Raw genomic sequence first — 18,681 nt, 5'->3', positions numbered from 1 at the left:
GTAGGCATATTCCACTAGGGTAGTTGGAAGTCAAGCCCTTGGGAGAACCCCATGTGCTTGACCAATTCCCATGACCAAAGGAGTAAATGTAAACGTTGTTCGTACCCTTCAAATATACGCCCTTCCCAAGTAGAACCGTCCGGATATATAACAAAGGATTCAATCTTTGTGAGGATACTTAAAGGGAAGGTAGTCAAGGGTTTCCCGTTATCCGTAAGCAAACTTATTTGAGGGTAGGGAAACTTGAGGGTTTCCATGTTATCTGGGTTTAAGACCAGTCCCCCAGCCTGATGTTTTAAAGGCTCGACTAACAAGTTTTCAGTATTGTCAAAATGAAGAATCAGTCTGACAAGCGTACCCTTGTGAGAGTAAAGTTTTGGCAGATTAAAAAGGGATTGTATTTTCATGGTCTGTTTAGTTTATAAATGTTACATTTAGTTTTATACTTGACTTGCTTGTTATTTTCTTTAAGTGAAATTACGTAGTCCTTTTTAAGGGATTGGTCGCAACAAAGACATTCCTATCAATCTGTCTACATTTTCATCACTTCCTCCACCTGCTGTTTTACCTTTAAGAAATTGGCTTGCAGGATTTGATCCAAGGCTCCTTCAAATTCCTGGAAGGGTGGGACTGGACAGGGTGGCTGATAGCCTTTTACTTGGATGTCTGCCCAGAAGAAAGGCTCTGGGGTTTCTACCGTTTGGCCGATAAACTCTCCGGTTTTCAGCCGGGCCAGGTCTTGGGGGCGTACCTGGGACTTTTCCTGAAAGTGAAAAGAAACGTTTTCCTGTCGGTGCCGGCTGCCTGTATTTCGACCTACGGAACGGGATTCCACCAATACCTCTTCCTTACCAATGAGTTCGGAGGCGTAGCGAGCGGTCTCCAGAGAGTTGATTTTGCCGAAAAACTGGTTGTTCAGGTTGGCCACCAGCACCTGGGCCTTTTCCCGGCCATAGGCATCGCTCAACTGATGAAAATCCTGAGCTGCCAGGATGGTAGCGATCCGGTTGCTTCGCCCTGTAGCCGGCACCACTTCCAACTTGGGCAAGTACAGAGTGCTGGCTTCGTCCACCAGTACCATACTGGGTAATTTACCGGGCTGATTCATGAGTTTCAGGGCTACGGTGATGATACAGGAAATCACCGGGCTGAAGACTTCGGTTAAGGTGGGGTCGGAACCGATGCAGAGCAATTTGGGAGCCTGGGGACTGTTTAAGTCCAGATCAAAGTCCTTCCCGGTCAACACCCAGGCAATCTCCGGACTGTTGATCCGGGCTAAAAGGACTTGTAAGGAGGCGATCACCCCGGCTAATTGTTTGTCCGCTTTCGTTTTTACGGCAGTAGTGATGCTTCGGGCCATATCAGCCGCTTGGGGTTCTTCTTCCAGCTTTTCCAATACTTGGTGGAAATCCTCGTACAAGGCTGTGTTGATCACATGAGGCAGGGTGCAGTAGTGAGGATATTTCTGCCGGTAATACCAGATAATAGCCGTCAGCCACGCACTGGCCGAAAGTTCAAAAAAGCCCATCTGTCTTTGGGAAGAGGGGTACAGGTTATACAAAAGGGCCTTACTGTACTCCTCAGCATAGGCGATGGTGGGCAGATTTTGAGGGGCCAGGGGATTGACCCGGTGACTGTAGCGCACATCCTTAAAGTTTAAAATAAAATAAGGATGGTATTGTTTACGAGCAAACAGGGCTTGATGAAGTTCTTCGGCCAGGCTGGGAAACTTAAAGTCGTACACCAATCCGGTATAACCCTTGGCCACCGCCTGGTGAAGAATCGGGGTGACCACGCTGTAAGACTTGCCCGAACCCGGTGCCCCGATGACCAGGATGCCCCGCTGAGGATTGCTCAGGTTGATATACCCCCTTTTGGTGGGAAGATGAAAACCCCAAGAGGTGTCGATTTTTTTCCGGTCCCCGGGCAAGGGTTTGCTTTGGCGGGAGTACAACCGGATCACCGAAGGCAGTATACTTCCACTCATCACCGCGGTGAGCAGTAAAGCCGGGTACAGGAAACCGGCCCATTGGGGAAACAACCATTCAAGGTTTATCCAGCATAATCCGCTAAGGATATAGATCGGTAACAAAGTAAACAAGGATAAAGGCTTGGCTTTTGTTCTTTGAATCCGGGAGGGAGAGTACGTCAACAAAGGAATCAGCATCCAGGTTAGCACCCGGACCCATACTGCCCATCTTAGAATCAATGTTTCCAGTATTTCCAGTAGTCGTTCGTGGTGAATCCGGTAAATCAAGTAATCCGGGTAGGCCCAATACAGGTAGTCCAATAGTAAAAATCCGGAGAGTAGCACAACTGCTAACAGGGTAGCATCTGTGGAGGAGAGTGTTTGCGGTTTCATAGTTCATAGGAGGGGTCTATTTCCTTATTTCTTTTCTTTCGGGGAGTCAGGTCTTCGGTATAGCCGTCCTTACCTTGGAAGGCTGCAGAGAGCTTGCGGAGAACCCCGGCCATTTCCAGGCTTAAGCTTCTGGCCTTAGAGTGGCTTTGTTCCTTTTTGTGGGAGCTTTCCAAATAGCAGTAGGGGTTTTCGGGCAATTTGCCCTGCCGTGCCCCTTTTTCCAAACGGTAGAGATTAAGGAAAAAGCTCTTGGAATACTCCGTCTGCCGACCGATTTCCCGGATCCGTTCTTGGGAGAGCTGTAAAGGAAGAGGTAGCCAGTTGTTGAGTTGGTCGACTTTCTGCCCGATGCGCTTGTCGTGCCGGATCCGGTCCGGTTCCGTCCAGGAAGGGCCGGCTTTAAGCCGGGATGCGGTGACTTCCCGGTGGTAGTCAAAGAGCTGTTGAAAAGTCTTTCCGTTGGCCATTTGCCAAGTTTTGATGGGAAAGGTCTTTTTCTGCCCCCGGGGGTTGAGAGTATGCCGCATGGAGCGGTCCCTTCGGCTAACTAAAACGTGTATATGGGTTTGCAAGCCAGGCTTTTTGTCTCCCGGTTGCAGACCTTCTTTTTCCTCCGCTTGCATTTGTTGAAGCTCCCGGTGGCTATAGGTCCGTTCGTGGTGGATACAGGCAAACCACAACAGGTCTTTTTCTGTGAGCTTTTTGCGTTGAAAGTTCCGGGCGTAGTTTTCCATGACGGCTTGCGTGAACTGTTTGAGTTTGGCTTCCTCATTGCCGATGTGCCGGAGTTCTTCCTGGCTGGGGGAGAGCACAAGACAGTGGAATTTTTCTTCCTCTTTCCGCAAGCCTTTTATATTGTGGTCCAAAGCCTGAATAACTTCTTCGGCTGTCACCGCTTCCCTTTCTTGGTTGAAGAAGCGTAGCTTGTCTCCCTGTTCGTGTCCCAGGTAGGTGACGGCAAAGGCTGCCGTACTCCGGTTGTCGTAAACCTTGCTACCATGCCGGGCCGGATCGATGATTTTGGAATGCATGGTATTTATTTTTTGGCAGGAAAGTAAGCAGCCAGCACCTGCCCTGCCACGGTATGCATGTACTGCTCGTTTTCCCTTTTCAATTTTTGCAAAGTATTTGGATCGACTTCCGATACGCGGTGCAAATTGTCGATGGTCAGTTCCAAGAGGATACGGCTTCGGACTGTCTCGGTCAACAGGGGTTTGAGTACCGATTTCTCCTGGGTGATTAAAAAGCCAAAGAGGCGGTCTACGGCTTTGTTCAAGTCCCGGCTCAGTTCGTATTCCATGCCCGGCCGGTAAGCGATGGGGTTCAGTTTCCGGGAAGCGAAAAACCGTAGGGCCGCCTGGGTATAGGCTTTTAGGCTGAGTTGATAGGTCTTGGCTTCCTGTTGGGCCTGAGTATACACCGCCCTTTCAATGCGTATTTGTCGGTCTTTAGTCATCCATTTTCGAGGTTCACAGGGCTCAAAGGCTCCTTTTTGAAGATTTGTCGACATTTTTAGCTCTGCTGAAAATAAAAGCTTTTGAAAATCAGGTATTTATACCTGTTTTTCAAAAGCCCTTCTTGCTTTCGCCCTGTTCAAAAGAACAGCCCAACAACAGGAAATCCAAAGCCCGAAAACCGGAAAAGGAGGGAAGAGGTGGAAATTGCCGGGATTTGGCAACTATATACAGTTTAGAAAGAATTGTAAGATTCAATAATGACGGAATAATTATGATGCTGCAAAAGACAAGAATACTAAATAGGTATCCTTTGTGTATTTGAATTTATTAACTTTATTGTTTATAAAATATACTGTTTATAAGGTATTTTTAATATTGCTTCAAACATGCGCAGCTACGACCAATTTTCCTTATATTTCTAAACCAAAATACCATGTACAAGTTAGCTGCTTATTTTTTGCATTTTTTTGTCTTTGTATTTTGTTTCAATTTCTACCATTCAGTGACCGCTCAACACTGGGAGGAAGTCGCCAAGGTACTTCCTCAACCCCATGAAAATTATAATGTGGATACGGAATTCGGTAGTGCCATTGCGGTGGATGGAACGACAGCAGTGGTGGGTGCCCCCAAACATAATCGTGGAGGAAGTTATGAAAAAGGTGTTGCCTATATTTTTGAATACAACAACGACACCTGGAAAAAGGTGGCCCGGTTAACCGCTTCCGGCGATGCTGCCAGAGACTATTTTGGCTATGATGTGGCTATTTCCGGCAATACGGTTGCCATCAGTAAAAGAGATATGGTTTGTATATTTACCAGGCCCGATGAGGGTTGGACTGACATGACCGAAACCGCCCGGATCCCACTTTCCGGAGGGTTTGATTTAAGTAACTCCGGTAATACGCTCCTGACCGGAACAGAAGAGCATTGTGAAATTTATGTAAAGCCCGAAAGTGGTTGGATCAGTACGGATACTCCAACGGCTTATTTGAGAAATTCTGCACAAAGTTTTTTTCGTAGAAGTGTTGCTATTGATGACAATACTGCCATCGCTTCGGGAAAAAATAATACTGTGTATGTATATGAAATGCCTGAAGGAGGCTGGAGGGATATGACTGAAACGGCTGTGCTAACTCCTTCGGAAGTCTCATCGAATAGTTTCGGGGTGTCTTTGGCTATAGAGGGTGAAACTATCCTTGCCGGTGCGAGTTATGATGTGATTGCCGGAGAGGCAAGGGGAATTATTTACCTTTTTTCTGAACCGGAGTCCGGCTGGACCGATATGACCGAAACTGCCCGGCTTTACGCTTCGGATGGCATTCGCTATGATCGTTTTGGAAGCACCCTGGCATTGGCCAGTGATCTTGTAGTTGTTGGCGTTCAAGGAAGGGACAACAAAGCAGGTCAGGTATATGTTTTTTCCAAACCCGTTACGGGTTGGACTACTTCTACCGAGACCAAGCGGCTGAAAGCCTCCAATAGTACTCCCACTGAAATGTTTGGACGGAGAGTAAGTACCAATGGGGAAGCTGTGATGGTGGGTATTTTCGAACGCTCTAAAACCGGGGAAAAAGTATATATGTATACCGCAGAGGACAATAATTGGAGGAAGGCCGTTACAGAAGTAATTTTACTTCCTCCCCATGAAGTATACTATAGTAATCTATATGATAGGTTTGGAACCTCCGTAGCCATGGACCAAAATATCGCTGTGGTAGGGGCACCCGGTCATTACAAAAATCCTTTCAAACGCCAATTGTATGTGTATGAGTTTGTTCAGAAAACATGGCATTTGAAAGCCAAGCTTTCACCTTCTGAACCCGATTCGGCACAAGCATTCGGCACAAGTGTGGCCATAGAAGGAGGGATTATTCTTACAGGGGGCTCTGACAAAGAGGGGCGTTTGGTGTATCTCTTTGAAAAACCGGAGCAAGGCTGGATGGATATGCATGAGACTGTACGTCTTTATCCTTCCGACCCCACGGAAGAAAGTGAATTCGGAGAAACCTTGGCGATTTCAGAAGAAACTATTATTGTGGGTGACAAAGCATATCTATCCGGGCAAGGGGCGGTTTATGTTTATGAAATGCCTGAAGGGGGCTGGATGGATATGACTGAAACGGTGAAATTGACTGCCAGCAATGGAAGGACCAAAGATGCTTTTGGAACGTCTTTGGCCATTGAACATCAAACAATGGTGATAGGTGCCAGAGGATTCTTGGGGGATAATCCATCTGATGTTCTAAGTAGTATTGTATACATTTTTGAAAGGAATCTTGCAGAATGGCCTTATTGGAGTGAACAGAAAATGATTCATGTGGATGCGGGTGAGACTGTTTTTGGGGTAAGTGTGGCTATTTCCGGAACCACTATTGCCATTGGTGCTCCAGGGGTGAGTTTATACGGAGATAACCACCATTATCCGACATGTGAAAGTTGCGGGGCAATATATATTTATGAAAGGCCGGCAGCCGGATGGGGGGAGAGTGTTCGTACAAAAGCATTGTATCCCAGTGGGTCGGGCACGTTATTAGGAATATCCTTAGTCTTAGATGATGAAAAGCTGGTGGCAGGGGCCAGGTATGATGAGTTTAATGGAGAAGGTGCGTTTTACCATTTTCAAAAACCCGAAGAGGGCTGGGAAAAAGCAAGGGGACAAAGTTATCATTTGCCCTCCGACTCCGAGGAGTTTGTTTTGGATGCCTTTGGGTATTCCATTGCGATGTCCGGAGATAACGTGCTGGTAGGAGCTCCAGCAAAAGATGGTGATTTTATTGGCAGTGGCGCTGCCTATTTTTTTAAACCCAAGCCTGCTGAGGTCTCCTATGCACTCTCTGATGCACATTCTTACAACAGGGCAGGTAAGACCATTCCCATTAAATTGATATTTACCCAAAATGTAAAACTTCAAAATCCGGAGGGTCCTCCCAGACTCCTTTTGGAAACCGGGGAGACTCTACGTTATGCCGAGTACAAAGAGAGTAGGGGGAAAGTTCTTACCTTTGAATACACCGTACAAGCGGGCGATTATGCCGAGTGGTTGGACTATCATTCGGAACATGCCTTGGAAATTACAAATAATGCAAGCCTCTTATCTGAAAACGGCTTGCCGGTCAAGCTAACCTTGCCGGATCCGGGAAGTGGACATTCTTTGGTGGCTTACAAGGAAATCCTGGTCGATGCCGTTCCTCCGGAATTTGTGTCGGTGATGCAACAGGGCGATGATTATTACAAACCCGGAGAAGTACTTGTATTGAATGTGGACATGAACGAACCCGGACTGGTCTTGGCCGCCGATCTCTCTGGGTTGGATAAAGACCTGAACAGAACAAGCTTGTTTACTGGTTTGGAAGATGGAACATACGAGTTGGTCTCAGCCCCTTTGGATGCCAATGGGAACATGCAGGAAGGTACCTACCGGATTCCCATCCGGGCAGGGGATGTTACCGGCAATATCGTTTATGACAGCTCCTTGGTAGTGGTTGCGGACAAAACCCGGCCTATGATACAACTCTATCCACCCGAAGAGAAAATAATCACCCATGCCCCCTTTCTGGTATATGTCCATTTCTCCGAACCTGTCTTTGGCTTGGAAGCCACTGATTTTACTGTACAAAACGGACTGGCCGGTCAGTTGGAGGGCAGTGGACAGAGATTTCAGGTATGGATTACCCCTCAAACCGGGGGGCGGGTGCAAGTGCAATTGCCAAGCAATGTGGTACAGGACCGGGCCGGGATATATAATTGGGAATCCAATTTGGTCGAAGTGTTATATCAGAGGGGAAGCGATGAGCTTGGAACTTCAACGTTTGCCAATGCCCCCAAAGTATATCCCAATCCGGCTATACAAAGTTTACATATTGGGATTACAGAAGCACAGGCTTTGCCGGCTTCCATAAAGGTGTATCATATCAATGGAAAATTAGCATGGGAAGGTATCCTTACCGGAAGGCAAAGTACGATTCCTGTACATCAGTTGACCAAAGGTGTGTATTTTCTTCAAATTACCAATGGGCAGGATGCAGTCGTTCAACGGTTTGTGAAATAGTGATAAGGACTTCTGTCTTAAAATAATGTCACTTTCTTCCGCTACTAGCGTTAAACGGTTGACCTGGAAACCTAAAGATAACCCTTCACTTCCGTTTATCCACAGCTTCTTGTCCGAAGCTCACCAGGTTCATCATGCTCCGAAGCCTGCTTCGCACACGGTTGCCGTAGAAGGCTTCCAGTTCCCGGGCGCTCAGATTAGTGGTGGCATGGGTAAGCATACCTTGGTTGACAAACAGCTCGTACCGCCCCAGCAGCACTTCGGCCATTATATTGAGTTCATTGCCGAAATGCCGCACCGGGGGCTCCAAACCCAAGTCGTCAAAACAGTAGGCTTTGGCTTGAAGTGCAGGTGGTCCGGAGTGAAAAGAGCCGTAGGAATACTTTTCGATCACCGGAAAGCCTCCGGAGGAAAACTCCATGGCGATCCTACGGGTGGGTTTCAGGACAAAACGCTCTTTTTCCGGTAAGGTAAAACGCAACAGGCTCATCAGGCAGGTTTTTCCACAGCCGATAGGGCCGGTCAACAGGATGCCTTTGTGCAGGTCCAGGCCCTGGGGTACTTTGCTTTTCAGAAAATAGGCCAACAGGTGGGAGACCAGTCTCCGGTCTTCCGGATAAATCCTGAAGGCTTTTCCAAAAAGCTCTTTGCCTTTTTGCTCCAAACGGGGCAGGTAATGGTCAAAGCGGTTCATGGTAGTTTTTGTCAAGGTTTACTTCCAGGTAAGAAGGCCTGCCGGTTTGTTTAGCCTGAAGTATCCAGTGTTGTGCCGCAGCTTTCCAGTCTTTCATGGGTTTGGCTTTGCCTACTACCCAACCCACTGATTGAAAATAATGATAAAATTTCAATCCTTCCCTTTTCATCTGGCCTTGTTCAAGAAAAAAAGCGGTGACCTCTTCTTCTCCGGGAGGTCGGAAAGAGGAAACCCGTCCCAGTTCTGAGACAAGTAAATTTTCTTTTAAAGAATGTTTAACGTTTGTATTGTTTTTCTTGTTTATATAAGGTCCCAACACTTGCCCACTACTTGTCCCGGTAGTGGGACAGACTTGCCCAAGGCCTGTCCCACTTTTGTACTTGGTGCTTGTCCCGTTTTTGTACCCTGTTTCTTCCTGTGTTTGTTTCAGGGTGTTGGTAAATTCCTGCATATACACCCGGCTTCCCTTCAAAGCTGACCGGGAGGGTTGATAGTGGAGGTAACCGTATGCATCCAGGGCTTTCATGCATTTGTGATAGGTGTTTTTCGAACCGATTTTACTCAACGTCATCAGTTCGGAACGGTTCACGGAAAGCGGGTTTTGAAAACGGTGCCGGTTCCAGAGAGCAAACAAGGCGAAATATAAACTAACATGGGTGTTGTGCAAGCGTTCATCGGCAGACAATTTTTCCACCACAGCGTTAAAATGCCGGATAAAATTCATTGTCCGAACCGGTTAGAAGATGAGTGAAATATGAATGAAGAAGCTTGTTGAGGACGGGTTATCCGGTTTTCTTCAAGCATCTTACAGATGTCCTGATAATCGTAAAAGATCACCCCTCCGATCTTGGTATAGGGTAAGGAACCATTGACCCGCATGTTTTGTAAGGTGCCCGGGGAAATACCCAATAGCTCCCGGACTTCGCCTGATTTTAACCATTTTTTACGCTTATGGTAAGAGGTTTCTTCTAAGAGGTTTTTTAATTCCCGGAAGAGTTCCAATTTAAACTCGAGTAAGTCATCGGTGGTTATAATTTGTGTCGCCATAGTAGTATTTGTTGAGGTTTGATGTGGTTTCAAAGGAAATATTTTTTATCGTTCCAAACCAGTCATAAAGGGGTCCTGTGACTGAGGTAAGTTATTGATTGTCAGTAGTAAAAACCTTGAAAAATATTTTTAATCGCATCATTTATTACTATCGGATAAAATCCAATGGTTGTGTACCTATTTCAGTGGTATATCCTTCTTTTTGAATAGCGCTAAGTAGGTTCGGTCCCGGGACTGTTAGGGACCCTTTCCAGGCTATCAGGGTTCCTCTTGTTGTTGAGCGATTTTGAGCAATTGTTGTAGCAGGGCTTTGACTTGGTTTTTTGCCCCTTCATCGCTGTCATAAAATTTTCTTCTGAGGCTTTCCAGGGAAATAACCTTGGTCTTTTGGGTAGAGAAAGTGTTGATGACTGTACGCAAGGTTTCCATGGTATTTTCTGTAGAAATAATTCCGGATTTCATGAAAAGTTTGAACAAGTAGGCTAGTTGTGGGACGGACAAACCAACTTGAAGTTTGCTTGAGTGATGAGGGACTGTTGATTGTGAAAATAACCGGTAACTGATTTCTACTGCTAGCCAGTGGCAAATCCATTCTTTTAAAGGAGGGTTTTTCTTTTTGTATTCCATCTCCGGGAGGACAGGAAGTTGAGAAAGGGTTTTGTAATGATAAGCAAGATAACCCAATTTGCCCTGAGTGGTTTCCAAGGCCTCTAATTCAGTTGAAAATTTATCAGAAAAATATTGATAGACTCCCAGGGAATTCAGGTTGTACTGGATAACGCTTTGAAGCAGTTGATCTTCATTGTTTTCAAGAAGGTTAGTGAGTAGGTGGGGGAGGAGGCTTCTTAAGTAATCCATTTGTTGAAAACTATAGACACTTTTAAGTGGTAATTCCCGAAATGGTTGTGTAAGTAAATGTTGTATTGGAATATCAGGTTGATTAAAACTTTGTAATATCTCTTGAGAAGCATGAATAAGGGTTTTCCGGTGTAATTCCGGAGCTTTCTCATCCAGAGTGGAAGAAGGATCGCTTCTAAGAGCTGTTAAGAGTTGATCCAGCATTTTTAGAAGCGCATGATAGAAAGGTTGTAAGGAAGGTTCCCGGTCGTAACTGATCAATAGATCCATTGTCTGGACTAAGCCCCTGATGCTTTTTTTGAGTTTTTTTTCTTTGGGAAGGGGCTCCAACGATTGTTTGATTTTCCGGATTTCTTTTTCTACAACTTTTAACCAAACGTCAAGTTGTGCCTTATCCAAATGAGACAAGGGGTGAGGGTGTAAGTCTGTTTTGGCCAGTTGGAATAGTTCATTAATGTCAAGTATCATGGTAAAAGCAGTTTGTTAAAAAGGTGGAGTGATCCGATTTACAATAGACAGACAACTTTGTTTGATAACAAAGAAGCCTTGTAATTTTTCTATAGGTATTGCATTGGATGATAATAGCGATCAAATCAACCAATGCTTCTAATGGTGGTGGCTTTTAGTGCTATATCTTTGATTCTAAGAAGTTTGTTTTATACCAGATTGATAGGTTTTGCTTTTTTATTACCTATATTTACGTAATAAAATATAGAATTCCAAAATTGATAGTACCCCTGTCAAATACACCAAAATAGCTGTTTGCCCTACTAACTTTATCTATTTTATTTTCTCACAAGGGCTTTTCATCTCTCAAAATAAGATGAAGGATGGTCATATAAATGGCCGTCCCGCTGCATTATACTACGAAATAACCTATTTGGTAAAGGGAGGTGAAAATGCATTATTTAGGGGAAGTATCATCTGCTCTTAACATCGTAAAGAAAGAGCCAGGCAAACTATTGCCTATTTCCTAACAAAAACAAACAAACAAATGAACACAGACAATGATGAGTTGGTCTTACGTCTTCTCGCCAGGGATGACGAAAAGGCCATGACACTTCTTTACCAACAGTACCATACTTTGTTATTAGAGAAGGCAAGCCATTTCATTCAGGATGAGGATGCTGCACAGGATGTAGTGCAAGAATTGTGGATCACAGTCTGGACGAAACGGCATACATTACAAATCCGGAAACCGGTCATCGCTTACCTGCAACGGGCTATCTATAACCGTTCGGTTAACTATTTGAAAAGTCGCAAACTTCCGGACAATCTGGATTATATCGTACTGGACGTTCCTCCGGACATAGAAAAAGATTTGGCAGAAAAAGAACTTAAATGGCGTTTTCGGGCTATTCAGAAGCAATTACCTTATAAGGCAAGGCTTACCTTTCTATTGAGTAGAGAATGCAAAATGAGCTATAAGGAAATTGCCGCTCACCTTCAAGTGAGCCAAAAAGCGGTAGAGAAAAATATTTCCATCGCTCTGAAGATGTTCCGGAAACTGCTCAAAGTAAGTATCATTTGGTTTTATTTTTGGAAAAATTGAGTAAGTACTTTGTTAAACAAAATGTGAAATTTTCGAAAATAGAGTAGGGGCATCCACATATTGAGTGTGTGTATTTCTTAACAATGTATAGATTGATTTAAAAACCAATAAGTAGAAAAATCATTGATATGGTTGTAGAGCTGGGTATCTCTATTCATTTAAGTGTTGCTGTTGGTTGCATTAGAGTTGCCAACTGTAAAGACTCACCAAAAAGGATAAACAAGTTACAATACTGAATAATCAGGTACCGGTTGAAACAAACCGACTTTGACCAAGTTAACTGTTATTCTTTTGTAGTAACCGATCAATGGAAGCTTTGAAAGAAGCAGGTAGAGAACAAAGAAAAGCTACTAAATAATAAATGTACAATGATTGGTAGTGTAAACTAAACTCTGTCTGGTTGTTTCAGTTCTGGTCAGGGGCTAGCCCCTGACCAGGGCTGTGTGCCAAATCGAGGGGCAGCCTATTCCCAAATTTAATAGCCAGTTGTTGTACGGTCAAGCTCCAATTTTGCAGAGGTGATGTCCACTTCTTTTCAATATTTTTTGTTGCAAGGTATACAAGCTTTTGCAAGGCTATGTCCGAGGTAAAGGCACCTTTGGTCTTAGTCACTTTCCTGATCTGTCGATGATAACCCTCTACTGCATTGGTGGTATAAATAAGCTTTCTGATCGGGGCTGTGTATTGAAAATAGGTGGTGAGCTTTTCCCAGTTATTTTGCCAGGACTGGATCACAATGGGGTACTTACCCTGCCACTTGCTAGCCAGGCTGTCCAATTCCATTTCTGCTAAATCCTTGGTGTCGGCTCGATAGACTTCCTTTAGATCACGCATAAACTCCTTTTGATCTTTGCTGGCCACATACTTGAGCGAGTTGCGGACCTGGTGGACTATGCAGCTCTGCACCTCGGCCTTGGTGTAAACACTTTGTATGGCCTGGCTAAAGCCCTTCAGGTTGTCGGTACAGGCAATCAGGATGTCCTTCAGGCCTCTGTTGTGTAGATCTGTAAGTACTTGCAGCCAGAAGTTGGCCCCTTCGCTTTCTGAGACATACATGCCCAATACTTCCTTCATGCCCGCAGTATTGATGCCCAAAATGTTGGAAAGGGCTTTGTGTTCAACTTTGCCTTCACAGCGAACCTTATAGTGCATCGCATCTAACCAAACAATGCAATATACAGGCTCTAAAGGGCGGTTTTGCCAGGCTTTGACCTCTGGAATGATCCGGTCGGTGATCTGGCTGAGTACCGTGTGGGAGATGTCGGTATCGTACATCTCTTTGATATGGGCACTGATATCGCGTAAACTCATCCCTAAGCCATAAAGCCCTATTATTTTGTCTTGAAGGTTGTCTGCTAAGACAGTCTCGCGCTTCTTGATAATCTGAGGCTCAAAATTGCTCTGACGGTCTTGAGGCGTTTCAATCTCAAAAGTGCCTGTGGAGCTTTTGATGGTCTTCTTGCCCTTACCATTGCGTTTATTGCCTCCGGAGCGTTCCTGCTCATCGAGGTACTCTTCCATCTCTGACTCCAGGGCGGCTTCTAAAAACTGCTTGAGCATAGGTGCAAATGCTCCATCCTTGCCAAACAGTGACTTGCCTGACTTAAACTGCTCCAGGGCTTTGATTTGTAGTTGTTCTAATTCTTCTTGTCTCATTATCTATCTAAGTTAATTAATAAAAATTATCTTAGACAGAGTTTAATTTACAGTCTCGAATTGATAGATATCATGTACAAAGCATTAATAAACATTTCTGATAAAGTTGAATCTGTAACTAATGGTAGTTGATGATAAACATGAAATATGGCTTTATTACTTTGAGTTCCAAAGAGTATATATTAAATACTCTAACATTGTTGCCTTTTAAGTTAAAAGTCAAAAATAACTCTATAACATTGATTCCTGACTTTTTATTATTTGAATCAACGTGGACACCATTTAGACCATTGATTTTACTTTCATTAGATGAAAAAAAGTCAAGTATTCACCTTTCGCTTAAAAGTCAAATGTCTTTTTTTGAAAAAATGACACATTTTTTTGCAAATTTATTTTCAGTAGCCGTTTTTTTATTTATATGGATTCATAGTGCTGTTCCTTTAGAATTAAAGTCTAAATTGTGGTTTGGTTGTATCATCCTAATAGTTTACAACATTAGTATAATGATTAGTTTTTTATTTTATAGTAAAAAATGTATCAAAATGTTGCAAACATCACTAAAGTTGCAAAGCAATTAGAGTCTGTTTAAAGTTCGTTGTGAGGGGCTCCTTTGGTAGTGAAATTTTTTAGTTTAGGCAAAGTGGCCCAGGGGGTGAAAGTAGGCACTACCACCAAAATGACCCACTATGTACGGGATGCTTCGGATGAACCTCGGGTGAAAGCTTGGGTGAAAGCTTGGGTAATGTAATGGCGACTATCACCGACCGGGTGAAATACAAGGACAACCGCCGGGCCTCCGAAGTCCTGAGTGCCTCGGACTATTTCGACTGGCCGTCCGCCCTTCGGCAAACAAATGGCCGGTCGGAACTACTCGGATGAGAACTGCCGTTACGGCTTTAACGGAAAGGAAAACGACAAGGACTTCGGCAACCAGCACCTGATCCAGGATTACGGTTTCCGCTTGTACAACCCGGAGATTGGGAAGTTTTTGTCGGTGGATCCGTTGGCCCCGGATTATCCATGGAATAGTACTTATGCCTTTGCTGAAAATCGCGTAATTGATGGAATAGACCTGGAGGGAGCTGAAAGGAAATCTACCATAGGCAAATTCAGTGTAGATTTTGGCTATACACATGGAAGTGACCATGTTCCCTATACTCAACATACAGAGAACATAGAATATGCATTAAAAGTAGCTCCTGAACTTGAACAACAAGAGGCCTATAGGATAGCATATGAGCGATGGAGGAATAGCCCTGCTTATAAAGTTTATATGAAGAAACGGGGTTATCATGAATACGATGGGCAGTGGTATCCAAACGGGAGTATAGTACCTGTTAATATTGAATACGAAGCCATAGAATTGGCCGCATCGTTCGGGCTTGGCAAGGCCGTTCGAAAAGGCGTCCAGTGGGGTTTAACAAGGACAGGGAATGAAATGCTGGAATACGCAGTGAGAAAAGGAGTACCCGAAAAACTTCAAAAAAGATTTGTTAAGTCTATAGTTGATCCAGGTAATGCTAAGAAAAGTGTTGACGAGATTGCATTTCAAATTACTTCAAAATACATTGAATGTTCTGATGCACTTGCCAAAGAATTCAAAAAACATGGGATAAGTGGTGAAATAATTCAATATCATACTACAGCTAATGGGCGAAAAATTTCAACACCAATACATAGCGATTTTGCCCAATGACCATGAGAGACGGAGGGATTGCTCCATCTGGGTTACATAGAGGGGTTTTAGTTAATGGGAAAGTATATGATAATATTCATAAAACCGGGGTAGATTATCAAGACTGGATAAATGATAAATTTTCTTTAGCCCCAGAATATATAGTTGAAACAATTAAAAAATTCTAGATGAATATCTTAATCGATTTAGTTTTCAAAATACAAGAAAAACCAGGAATGTACCTTTCGTGTTTTTCAGTATTCACCCTAAAAGCCTTTTTAGATGGATGGTTATTTAAAGAAGGGTTTCAAAGTGAGGGATATATTTTAATGAATGATTTCCAAACTTTTATTATACAGAAGTATAATCAAAATGCTGTAATGTCATGGGATAAAATTATTAATCTATATGCTAATAGCGAAAAAGATGCAATGGAATTATTTTTTAAAAATTTTAAGGACTTTTTAGGTGATTATCGCCCACTGGGTGCAGAATAACTTTCTGTACCCGCAGTTCGGCATTTGCCATGTCGAAGGTTATCATAAGATTTTCAATCCATTTTTTAAAATTTTTGGGGTTGGTTGGAGTCAGCCTCCAACCCCTGATCAAGGAAACAATGTATTCACTACAGGGCCGTTCAATACCATCCCTGCTTTACTAGGTGCCAGTTTTTTACCAAAACGGCTAGGGCAAAGGCCAACAACAAAAACTGTTACCTGGCTTGTTTTGCCACCCCTTTCGTTCATGCCAGCCATGGGACCCTTTCCTTTCCAGCATATCCTCCCCTCGCAGCCATAGCTGTCTGTAGTTAGGCTCGCCTTGCGGCCAGAGGCAGTCACTGTTGGTTTGTTTTTAAAAGGTGTGTCTACACCAGTCCTGCTCTAAAATCCAACAGGGCTGTCTGCCAATGATACTCGCAAAAGAAGACTGTTATTTTTGTCAAAAGAAAGTAGCAGCATAAGGACAGTACCATCAAGGCGGTCGGGGGCAAGGTGTATAAGATGACCCACTATGTATGGGATGTCTCGGGTGAAAGCTCGGGCAATGTGCTGGCGATCTACAAAGACCGGCAGGTGAGCGAGTAACCGGTCTATGGCAGCAGTCGGGTAGGGCTATTTAGACGCTCTATCCAACCAGAAGGACAGTCGGCAGCCAACCAACCCCAGGCCGGAGAGCTGACCCTGGGTCATCGGCAGTATGAATGTAAAAACTCTTCAAGGTTTCTTAATGAAGTGCTTTTTAGTTTTAACACAGGCTTGGTTCTCTAAACCTTGAAGAGTTGAAATCGGCAACTTGCCCCAAGGCACCAAAGGAGGCATAACCCCAATCAACTGGACGGTGTACGGCAAAGTAGCCAAGGTGGTGAAGGGGGAGTATTTTACCGAATACCGCTATGATGCCTCGGATGAAATCTCGGGCAACCGGTCTACGGCAGCAGCCGGGTAGGGTTGTTCAAACGCCTGATCCAACCGGAAGGACAGCCGACAGCCAGCCAACCCCAAGCCGGAGAGCTGACCCTGGGCCTCCGCCAGTACGAACTGAGCAACCACCTTGGGGCAGACGCCTAGTCCAACGTTTTAGCCACGATCACCGACCGGGTGAAATACAAAGACAACAGCCGGGCCTCCGAAGTGTTAAGTGCTTCCGATTATTTCCAACTAGCCGTCCGCCCTTCGGCAAGCAAATGGCCGGGCGGAACTACTCGGATGAGAGCTACCGTTATGGGTTCAACGGGAAGGAAAAGGATAATAGCTTTAACAAAGATGGAGATGGTTTTACGCACTATGATTTTGGAGCCAGAATTTATGATAGTAGGATTGGGAGGTGGTTAAGTACTGACCCTCTTGAAAAAAGATATCCAACTTTAAGCCCATATAATTTTGTGGGAAATATGCCTATAATCGCTATAGGCCCTGATGGAGAAATTATTAAATTTGTTATTGTTGATAATAAAGGTAATATAACAGGTACTGTAGATTTAAATAATGAACAATTTAAAGCATTATTAAAAGTGATAGATGCTTATAAAGCTAAATCAAAGGTTTTTGAGAAATTATATAATGAGTTAGATCAAAGTGTAGATTATACAGTTAATATAGCGATAAATACAGAAGCTGTTGAGAGTGTATCTCAAGGACAAGGAGCGGCAATGGCGAGAGCACCAGATGAAAATGGGGGACTTATTGTATATAAAACTATAGATAATTATGAAGAAGGTTTTGGAAAACGAGCGATGGCAATAGGTGAAGAATTATTTCACCAATTTCAGTTTATGACATATAATATAACATTAGAAGAAAAAAAGAATGGAACAGAAGCAAGAAAGACGCCAACAATTGAATCAGAAGCTAAAGTATTTGATATGGTATTATTGAATAGTTTAGAAATAGAACTCATTCCTACTCCTGTGTATATGATGGATTTGGTAATGCCAAGTGCTGATGAAAATAGTTTATTCAATTTAATAAATTTTTCAGAAGATAAGGTTATAAATAAGGACAGTCAATATTGGGATAATTATATAAAATATTTAGATAGTTTTAATAGTGGAACAAAAGGTAATGCTTTTTATGGAGGTGAACAACAAGAAGTAGAACCAAAAGCATATAATAAACTTGTTTCAGATGAAAAGTAATATATTCTATCTTTTTATACTTTTTCTTCCTTTTTTGTGTATGCCTGTATTTGCTCAAACAAAAACCAGGGAAATTGAAGTAGGATATGATGAAAATAATAATAATTTATTTTCCACAGTAGAATTAAAACCTGATTTTTTAATTCCATATAGGAAATGTAGAAACAAATTAGGTTTGGATAAAAATAGTACTGTAATTGTTGTGAAACTTGCTTTTATCAGAATAAGTGAAGATGAAGTTACAGCTAAACTAATATATGATTTTGATGATTTGGTCTCGGAAGATATTTGTATAAAAAAGATGATGAGGAAAATTATTAGATGCAAAGTTAAAGTTGTTTCTTTTCCAGCACAGATGATTGATTCCACAGATACATTGGCAATGAGTTATTTTGTGCTAAAAGTCCCCAGTGATCCGTCTAAATAAAAATCTAAATTGAGTTTCCCAATCTTGGGATGATATACAATTATCCCTCATAGAACTATTAAGCTTTCTTTGAGGGGTATTTTTATTGAATAGCTTCTAAGTACATGACAAAAAAATAAAGGCAAGCCATCAATATGTTATTTTTTAAGTTACCACACCTAAAAATAATAAAGATGGCAAGCCAGTATAAAGATAAAACATTAGTGGAAATTTTACAGGAAGAATTAAAAGGAAATAAAGCTCGTATGACTTTGCTAAGCTACCTGGTGG

At 43.2% G+C, this 18,681-nt stretch carries 18 protein-coding genes; 9 read left to right on the top strand and 9 right to left on the bottom strand.

Going from position 1 to position 18,681, the window contains the following annotated elements; all coding sequences use genetic code 11:
- Window positions 1–14: 14 nt before the first annotated feature.
- The 4 genes from AAG747_RS28250 to AAG747_RS28235 all read right to left on the bottom strand — a co-directional run bounded on the left by AAG747_RS28250 (window position 15) and on the right by AAG747_RS28235 (window position 3,818).
- Entirely contained in the window at window positions 15–407 is a 393-nt protein-coding gene (locus AAG747_RS28250; protein ID WP_346824623.1) for a hypothetical protein, read from the bottom strand.
- 125 nt (window positions 408–532) lie between these two features.
- Window positions 533–2,362 (bottom strand): type IV secretory system conjugative DNA transfer family protein, encoded by a 1,830-nt coding sequence (locus tag AAG747_RS28245; RefSeq protein WP_346824622.1) that lies wholly within the window; start codon window positions 2,360–2,362, stop codon window positions 533–535.
- Window positions 2,359–3,393 (bottom strand): DUF5712 family protein, encoded by a 1,035-nt coding sequence (locus AAG747_RS28240; RefSeq protein WP_346824621.1) that lies wholly within the window; start codon window positions 3,391–3,393, stop codon window positions 2,359–2,361. The genes AAG747_RS28245 and AAG747_RS28240 overlap by 4 nt, the downstream gene beginning before the upstream one ends.
- Window positions 3,394–3,398: 5 nt before the next feature.
- Entirely contained in the window at window positions 3,399–3,818 is a 420-nt protein-coding gene (locus AAG747_RS28235) for a BfmA/BtgA family mobilization protein (protein WP_346824620.1), read from the bottom strand.
- Window positions 3,819–4,252: 434 nt separating this feature from the next.
- On the opposite strand from AAG747_RS28235, the gene AAG747_RS28230 reads away from it, so the two are divergent.
- Window positions 4,253–7,867, top strand: a complete 3,615-nt coding sequence (locus tag AAG747_RS28230) for a T9SS type A sorting domain-containing protein (protein WP_346824619.1) — start codon at window positions 4,253–4,255, stop codon at window positions 7,865–7,867.
- Window positions 7,868–7,952: 85 nt separating this feature from the next.
- Here the strand turns inward: AAG747_RS28230 and AAG747_RS28225 are convergent, their stop codons facing one another.
- The 4 genes from AAG747_RS28225 to AAG747_RS28210 form a co-directional block, all read right to left on the bottom strand.
- The gene (locus tag AAG747_RS28225) at window positions 7,953–8,576 is read right to left on the bottom strand and encodes an ATP-binding protein (protein WP_346824618.1); all 624 of its coding nucleotides are present in this window, start codon (window positions 8,574–8,576) and stop codon (window positions 7,953–7,955) included.
- Window positions 8,548–9,285 carry a hypothetical protein gene (locus AAG747_RS28220; protein WP_346824617.1) on the bottom strand — a complete coding sequence of 246 codons (738 nt, stop codon included), beginning with the start codon at window positions 9,283–9,285 and terminating at the stop codon, window positions 8,548–8,550. The genes AAG747_RS28225 and AAG747_RS28220 overlap by 29 nt, the downstream gene beginning before the upstream one ends.
- Complete coding sequence (locus tag AAG747_RS28215) at window positions 9,282–9,608, bottom strand: helix-turn-helix domain-containing protein (protein WP_346824616.1); 327 nt, start codon at window positions 9,606–9,608, stop codon at window positions 9,282–9,284. The genes AAG747_RS28220 and AAG747_RS28215 overlap by 4 nt, the downstream gene beginning before the upstream one ends.
- A 258-nt stretch (window positions 9,609–9,866) precedes the next feature.
- Window positions 9,867–10,934, bottom strand: coding sequence for a hypothetical protein (locus tag AAG747_RS28210; RefSeq protein WP_346824615.1), 1,068 nt, complete (start codon window positions 10,932–10,934; stop codon window positions 9,867–9,869).
- Window positions 10,935–11,460: 526 nt separating this feature from the next.
- Between AAG747_RS28210 and AAG747_RS28205 the strand changes: the two genes are divergently transcribed.
- Window positions 11,461–12,018: an RNA polymerase sigma factor gene (locus AAG747_RS28205; RefSeq protein WP_346824614.1), complete on the top strand. Its 558-nt coding sequence runs from the start codon at window positions 11,461–11,463 to the stop codon at window positions 12,016–12,018.
- Window positions 12,019–12,423: 405 nt separating this feature from the next.
- Here the strand turns inward: AAG747_RS28205 and AAG747_RS28200 are convergent, their stop codons facing one another.
- On the bottom strand, window positions 12,424–13,674 hold the full coding sequence (locus tag AAG747_RS28200) for an IS256 family transposase (protein WP_346824613.1): 1,251 nt from the start codon (window positions 13,672–13,674) through the stop codon (window positions 12,424–12,426).
- Between the two features lie 616 nt (window positions 13,675–14,290).
- Between AAG747_RS28200 and AAG747_RS28195 the strand changes: the two genes are divergently transcribed.
- The 7 genes from AAG747_RS28195 to AAG747_RS28165 all read left to right on the top strand — a co-directional run bounded on the left by AAG747_RS28195 (window position 14,291) and on the right by AAG747_RS28165 (window position 18,411).
- On the top strand, window positions 14,291–14,422 hold the full coding sequence (locus tag AAG747_RS28195) for a hypothetical protein (RefSeq protein ID WP_346824612.1): 132 nt from the start codon (window positions 14,291–14,293) through the stop codon (window positions 14,420–14,422).
- Window positions 14,423–14,482: 60 nt separating this feature from the next.
- Window positions 14,483–15,370, top strand: coding sequence for an RHS repeat domain-containing protein (locus AAG747_RS28190; RefSeq protein WP_346824611.1), 888 nt, complete (start codon window positions 14,483–14,485; stop codon window positions 15,368–15,370).
- Entirely contained in the window at window positions 15,367–15,537 is a 171-nt protein-coding gene (locus AAG747_RS28185) for a papain fold toxin domain-containing protein (protein WP_346824610.1), read from the top strand. Before AAG747_RS28190 ends, AAG747_RS28185 begins: the two co-directional genes overlap by 4 nt.
- Window positions 15,538–15,846, top strand: a complete 309-nt coding sequence (locus AAG747_RS28180; RefSeq protein WP_346824609.1) for a hypothetical protein — start codon at window positions 15,538–15,540, stop codon at window positions 15,844–15,846.
- A gap of 796 nt (window positions 15,847–16,642) precedes the next feature.
- A complete protein-coding gene (locus tag AAG747_RS28175; protein WP_346824608.1) occupies window positions 16,643–16,795 on the top strand; it encodes a hypothetical protein in 153 nt (50 codons plus the stop codon).
- The gene (locus tag AAG747_RS28170) at window positions 16,743–17,984 is read left to right on the top strand and encodes an RHS repeat domain-containing protein (RefSeq protein ID WP_346824607.1); all 1,242 of its coding nucleotides are present in this window, start codon (window positions 16,743–16,745) and stop codon (window positions 17,982–17,984) included. Before AAG747_RS28175 ends, AAG747_RS28170 begins: the two co-directional genes overlap by 53 nt.
- Window positions 17,974–18,411: a hypothetical protein gene (locus tag AAG747_RS28165; protein WP_346824606.1), complete on the top strand. Its 438-nt coding sequence runs from the start codon at window positions 17,974–17,976 to the stop codon at window positions 18,409–18,411. The genes AAG747_RS28170 and AAG747_RS28165 overlap by 11 nt, the downstream gene beginning before the upstream one ends.
- Window positions 18,412–18,681 lie beyond the last annotated feature (270 nt).

This window comes from Rapidithrix thailandica, assembly GCF_039710355.1.
In the GTDB taxonomy this organism is placed as follows: domain Bacteria; phylum Bacteroidota; class Bacteroidia; order Cytophagales; family Flammeovirgaceae; genus Rapidithrix; species Rapidithrix thailandica.
The sequence above is the reverse complement of the archived record's forward strand: the minus strand, read 5'-3'. Positions and strand labels throughout refer to the sequence as shown.

Coding starts and splice junctions, on each gene's coding strand:
- AAG747_RS28230 (WP_346824619.1), top strand. CDS start 4,253: ATGTACAAGTTAGCTGCTTATTTTTTGCATTTTTTTGTCTTTGTATTT.
- AAG747_RS28215 (WP_346824616.1), bottom strand. CDS start 9,608: ATGGCGACACAAATTATAACCACCGATGACTTACTCGAGTTTAAATTG.
- AAG747_RS28245 (WP_346824622.1), bottom strand. CDS start 2,362: ATGAAACCGCAAACACTCTCCTCCACAGATGCTACCCTGTTAGCAGTT.
- AAG747_RS28235 (WP_346824620.1), bottom strand. CDS start 3,818: ATGACTAAAGACCGACAAATACGCATTGAAAGGGCGGTGTATACTCAG.
- AAG747_RS28185 (WP_346824610.1), top strand. CDS start 15,367: ATGACCATGAGAGACGGAGGGATTGCTCCATCTGGGTTACATAGAGGG.
- AAG747_RS28210 (WP_346824615.1), bottom strand. CDS start 10,934: ATGATACTTGACATTAATGAACTATTCCAACTGGCCAAAACAGACTTA.
- AAG747_RS28250 (WP_346824623.1), bottom strand. CDS start 407: ATGAAAATACAATCCCTTTTTAATCTGCCAAAACTTTACTCTCACAAG.
- AAG747_RS28165 (WP_346824606.1), top strand. CDS start 17,974: ATGAAAAGTAATATATTCTATCTTTTTATACTTTTTCTTCCTTTTTTG.
- AAG747_RS28170 (WP_346824607.1), top strand. CDS start 16,743: ATGATGCCTCGGATGAAATCTCGGGCAACCGGTCTACGGCAGCAGCCG.
- AAG747_RS28180 (WP_346824609.1), top strand. CDS start 15,538: ATGAATATCTTAATCGATTTAGTTTTCAAAATACAAGAAAAACCAGGA.
- AAG747_RS28240 (WP_346824621.1), bottom strand. CDS start 3,393: ATGCATTCCAAAATCATCGATCCGGCCCGGCATGGTAGCAAGGTTTAC.
- AAG747_RS28205 (WP_346824614.1), top strand. CDS start 11,461: ATGAACACAGACAATGATGAGTTGGTCTTACGTCTTCTCGCCAGGGAT.
- AAG747_RS28220 (WP_346824617.1), bottom strand. CDS start 9,285: ATGAATTTTATCCGGCATTTTAACGCTGTGGTGGAAAAATTGTCTGCC.
- AAG747_RS28200 (WP_346824613.1), bottom strand. CDS start 13,674: ATGAGACAAGAAGAATTAGAACAACTACAAATCAAAGCCCTGGAGCAG.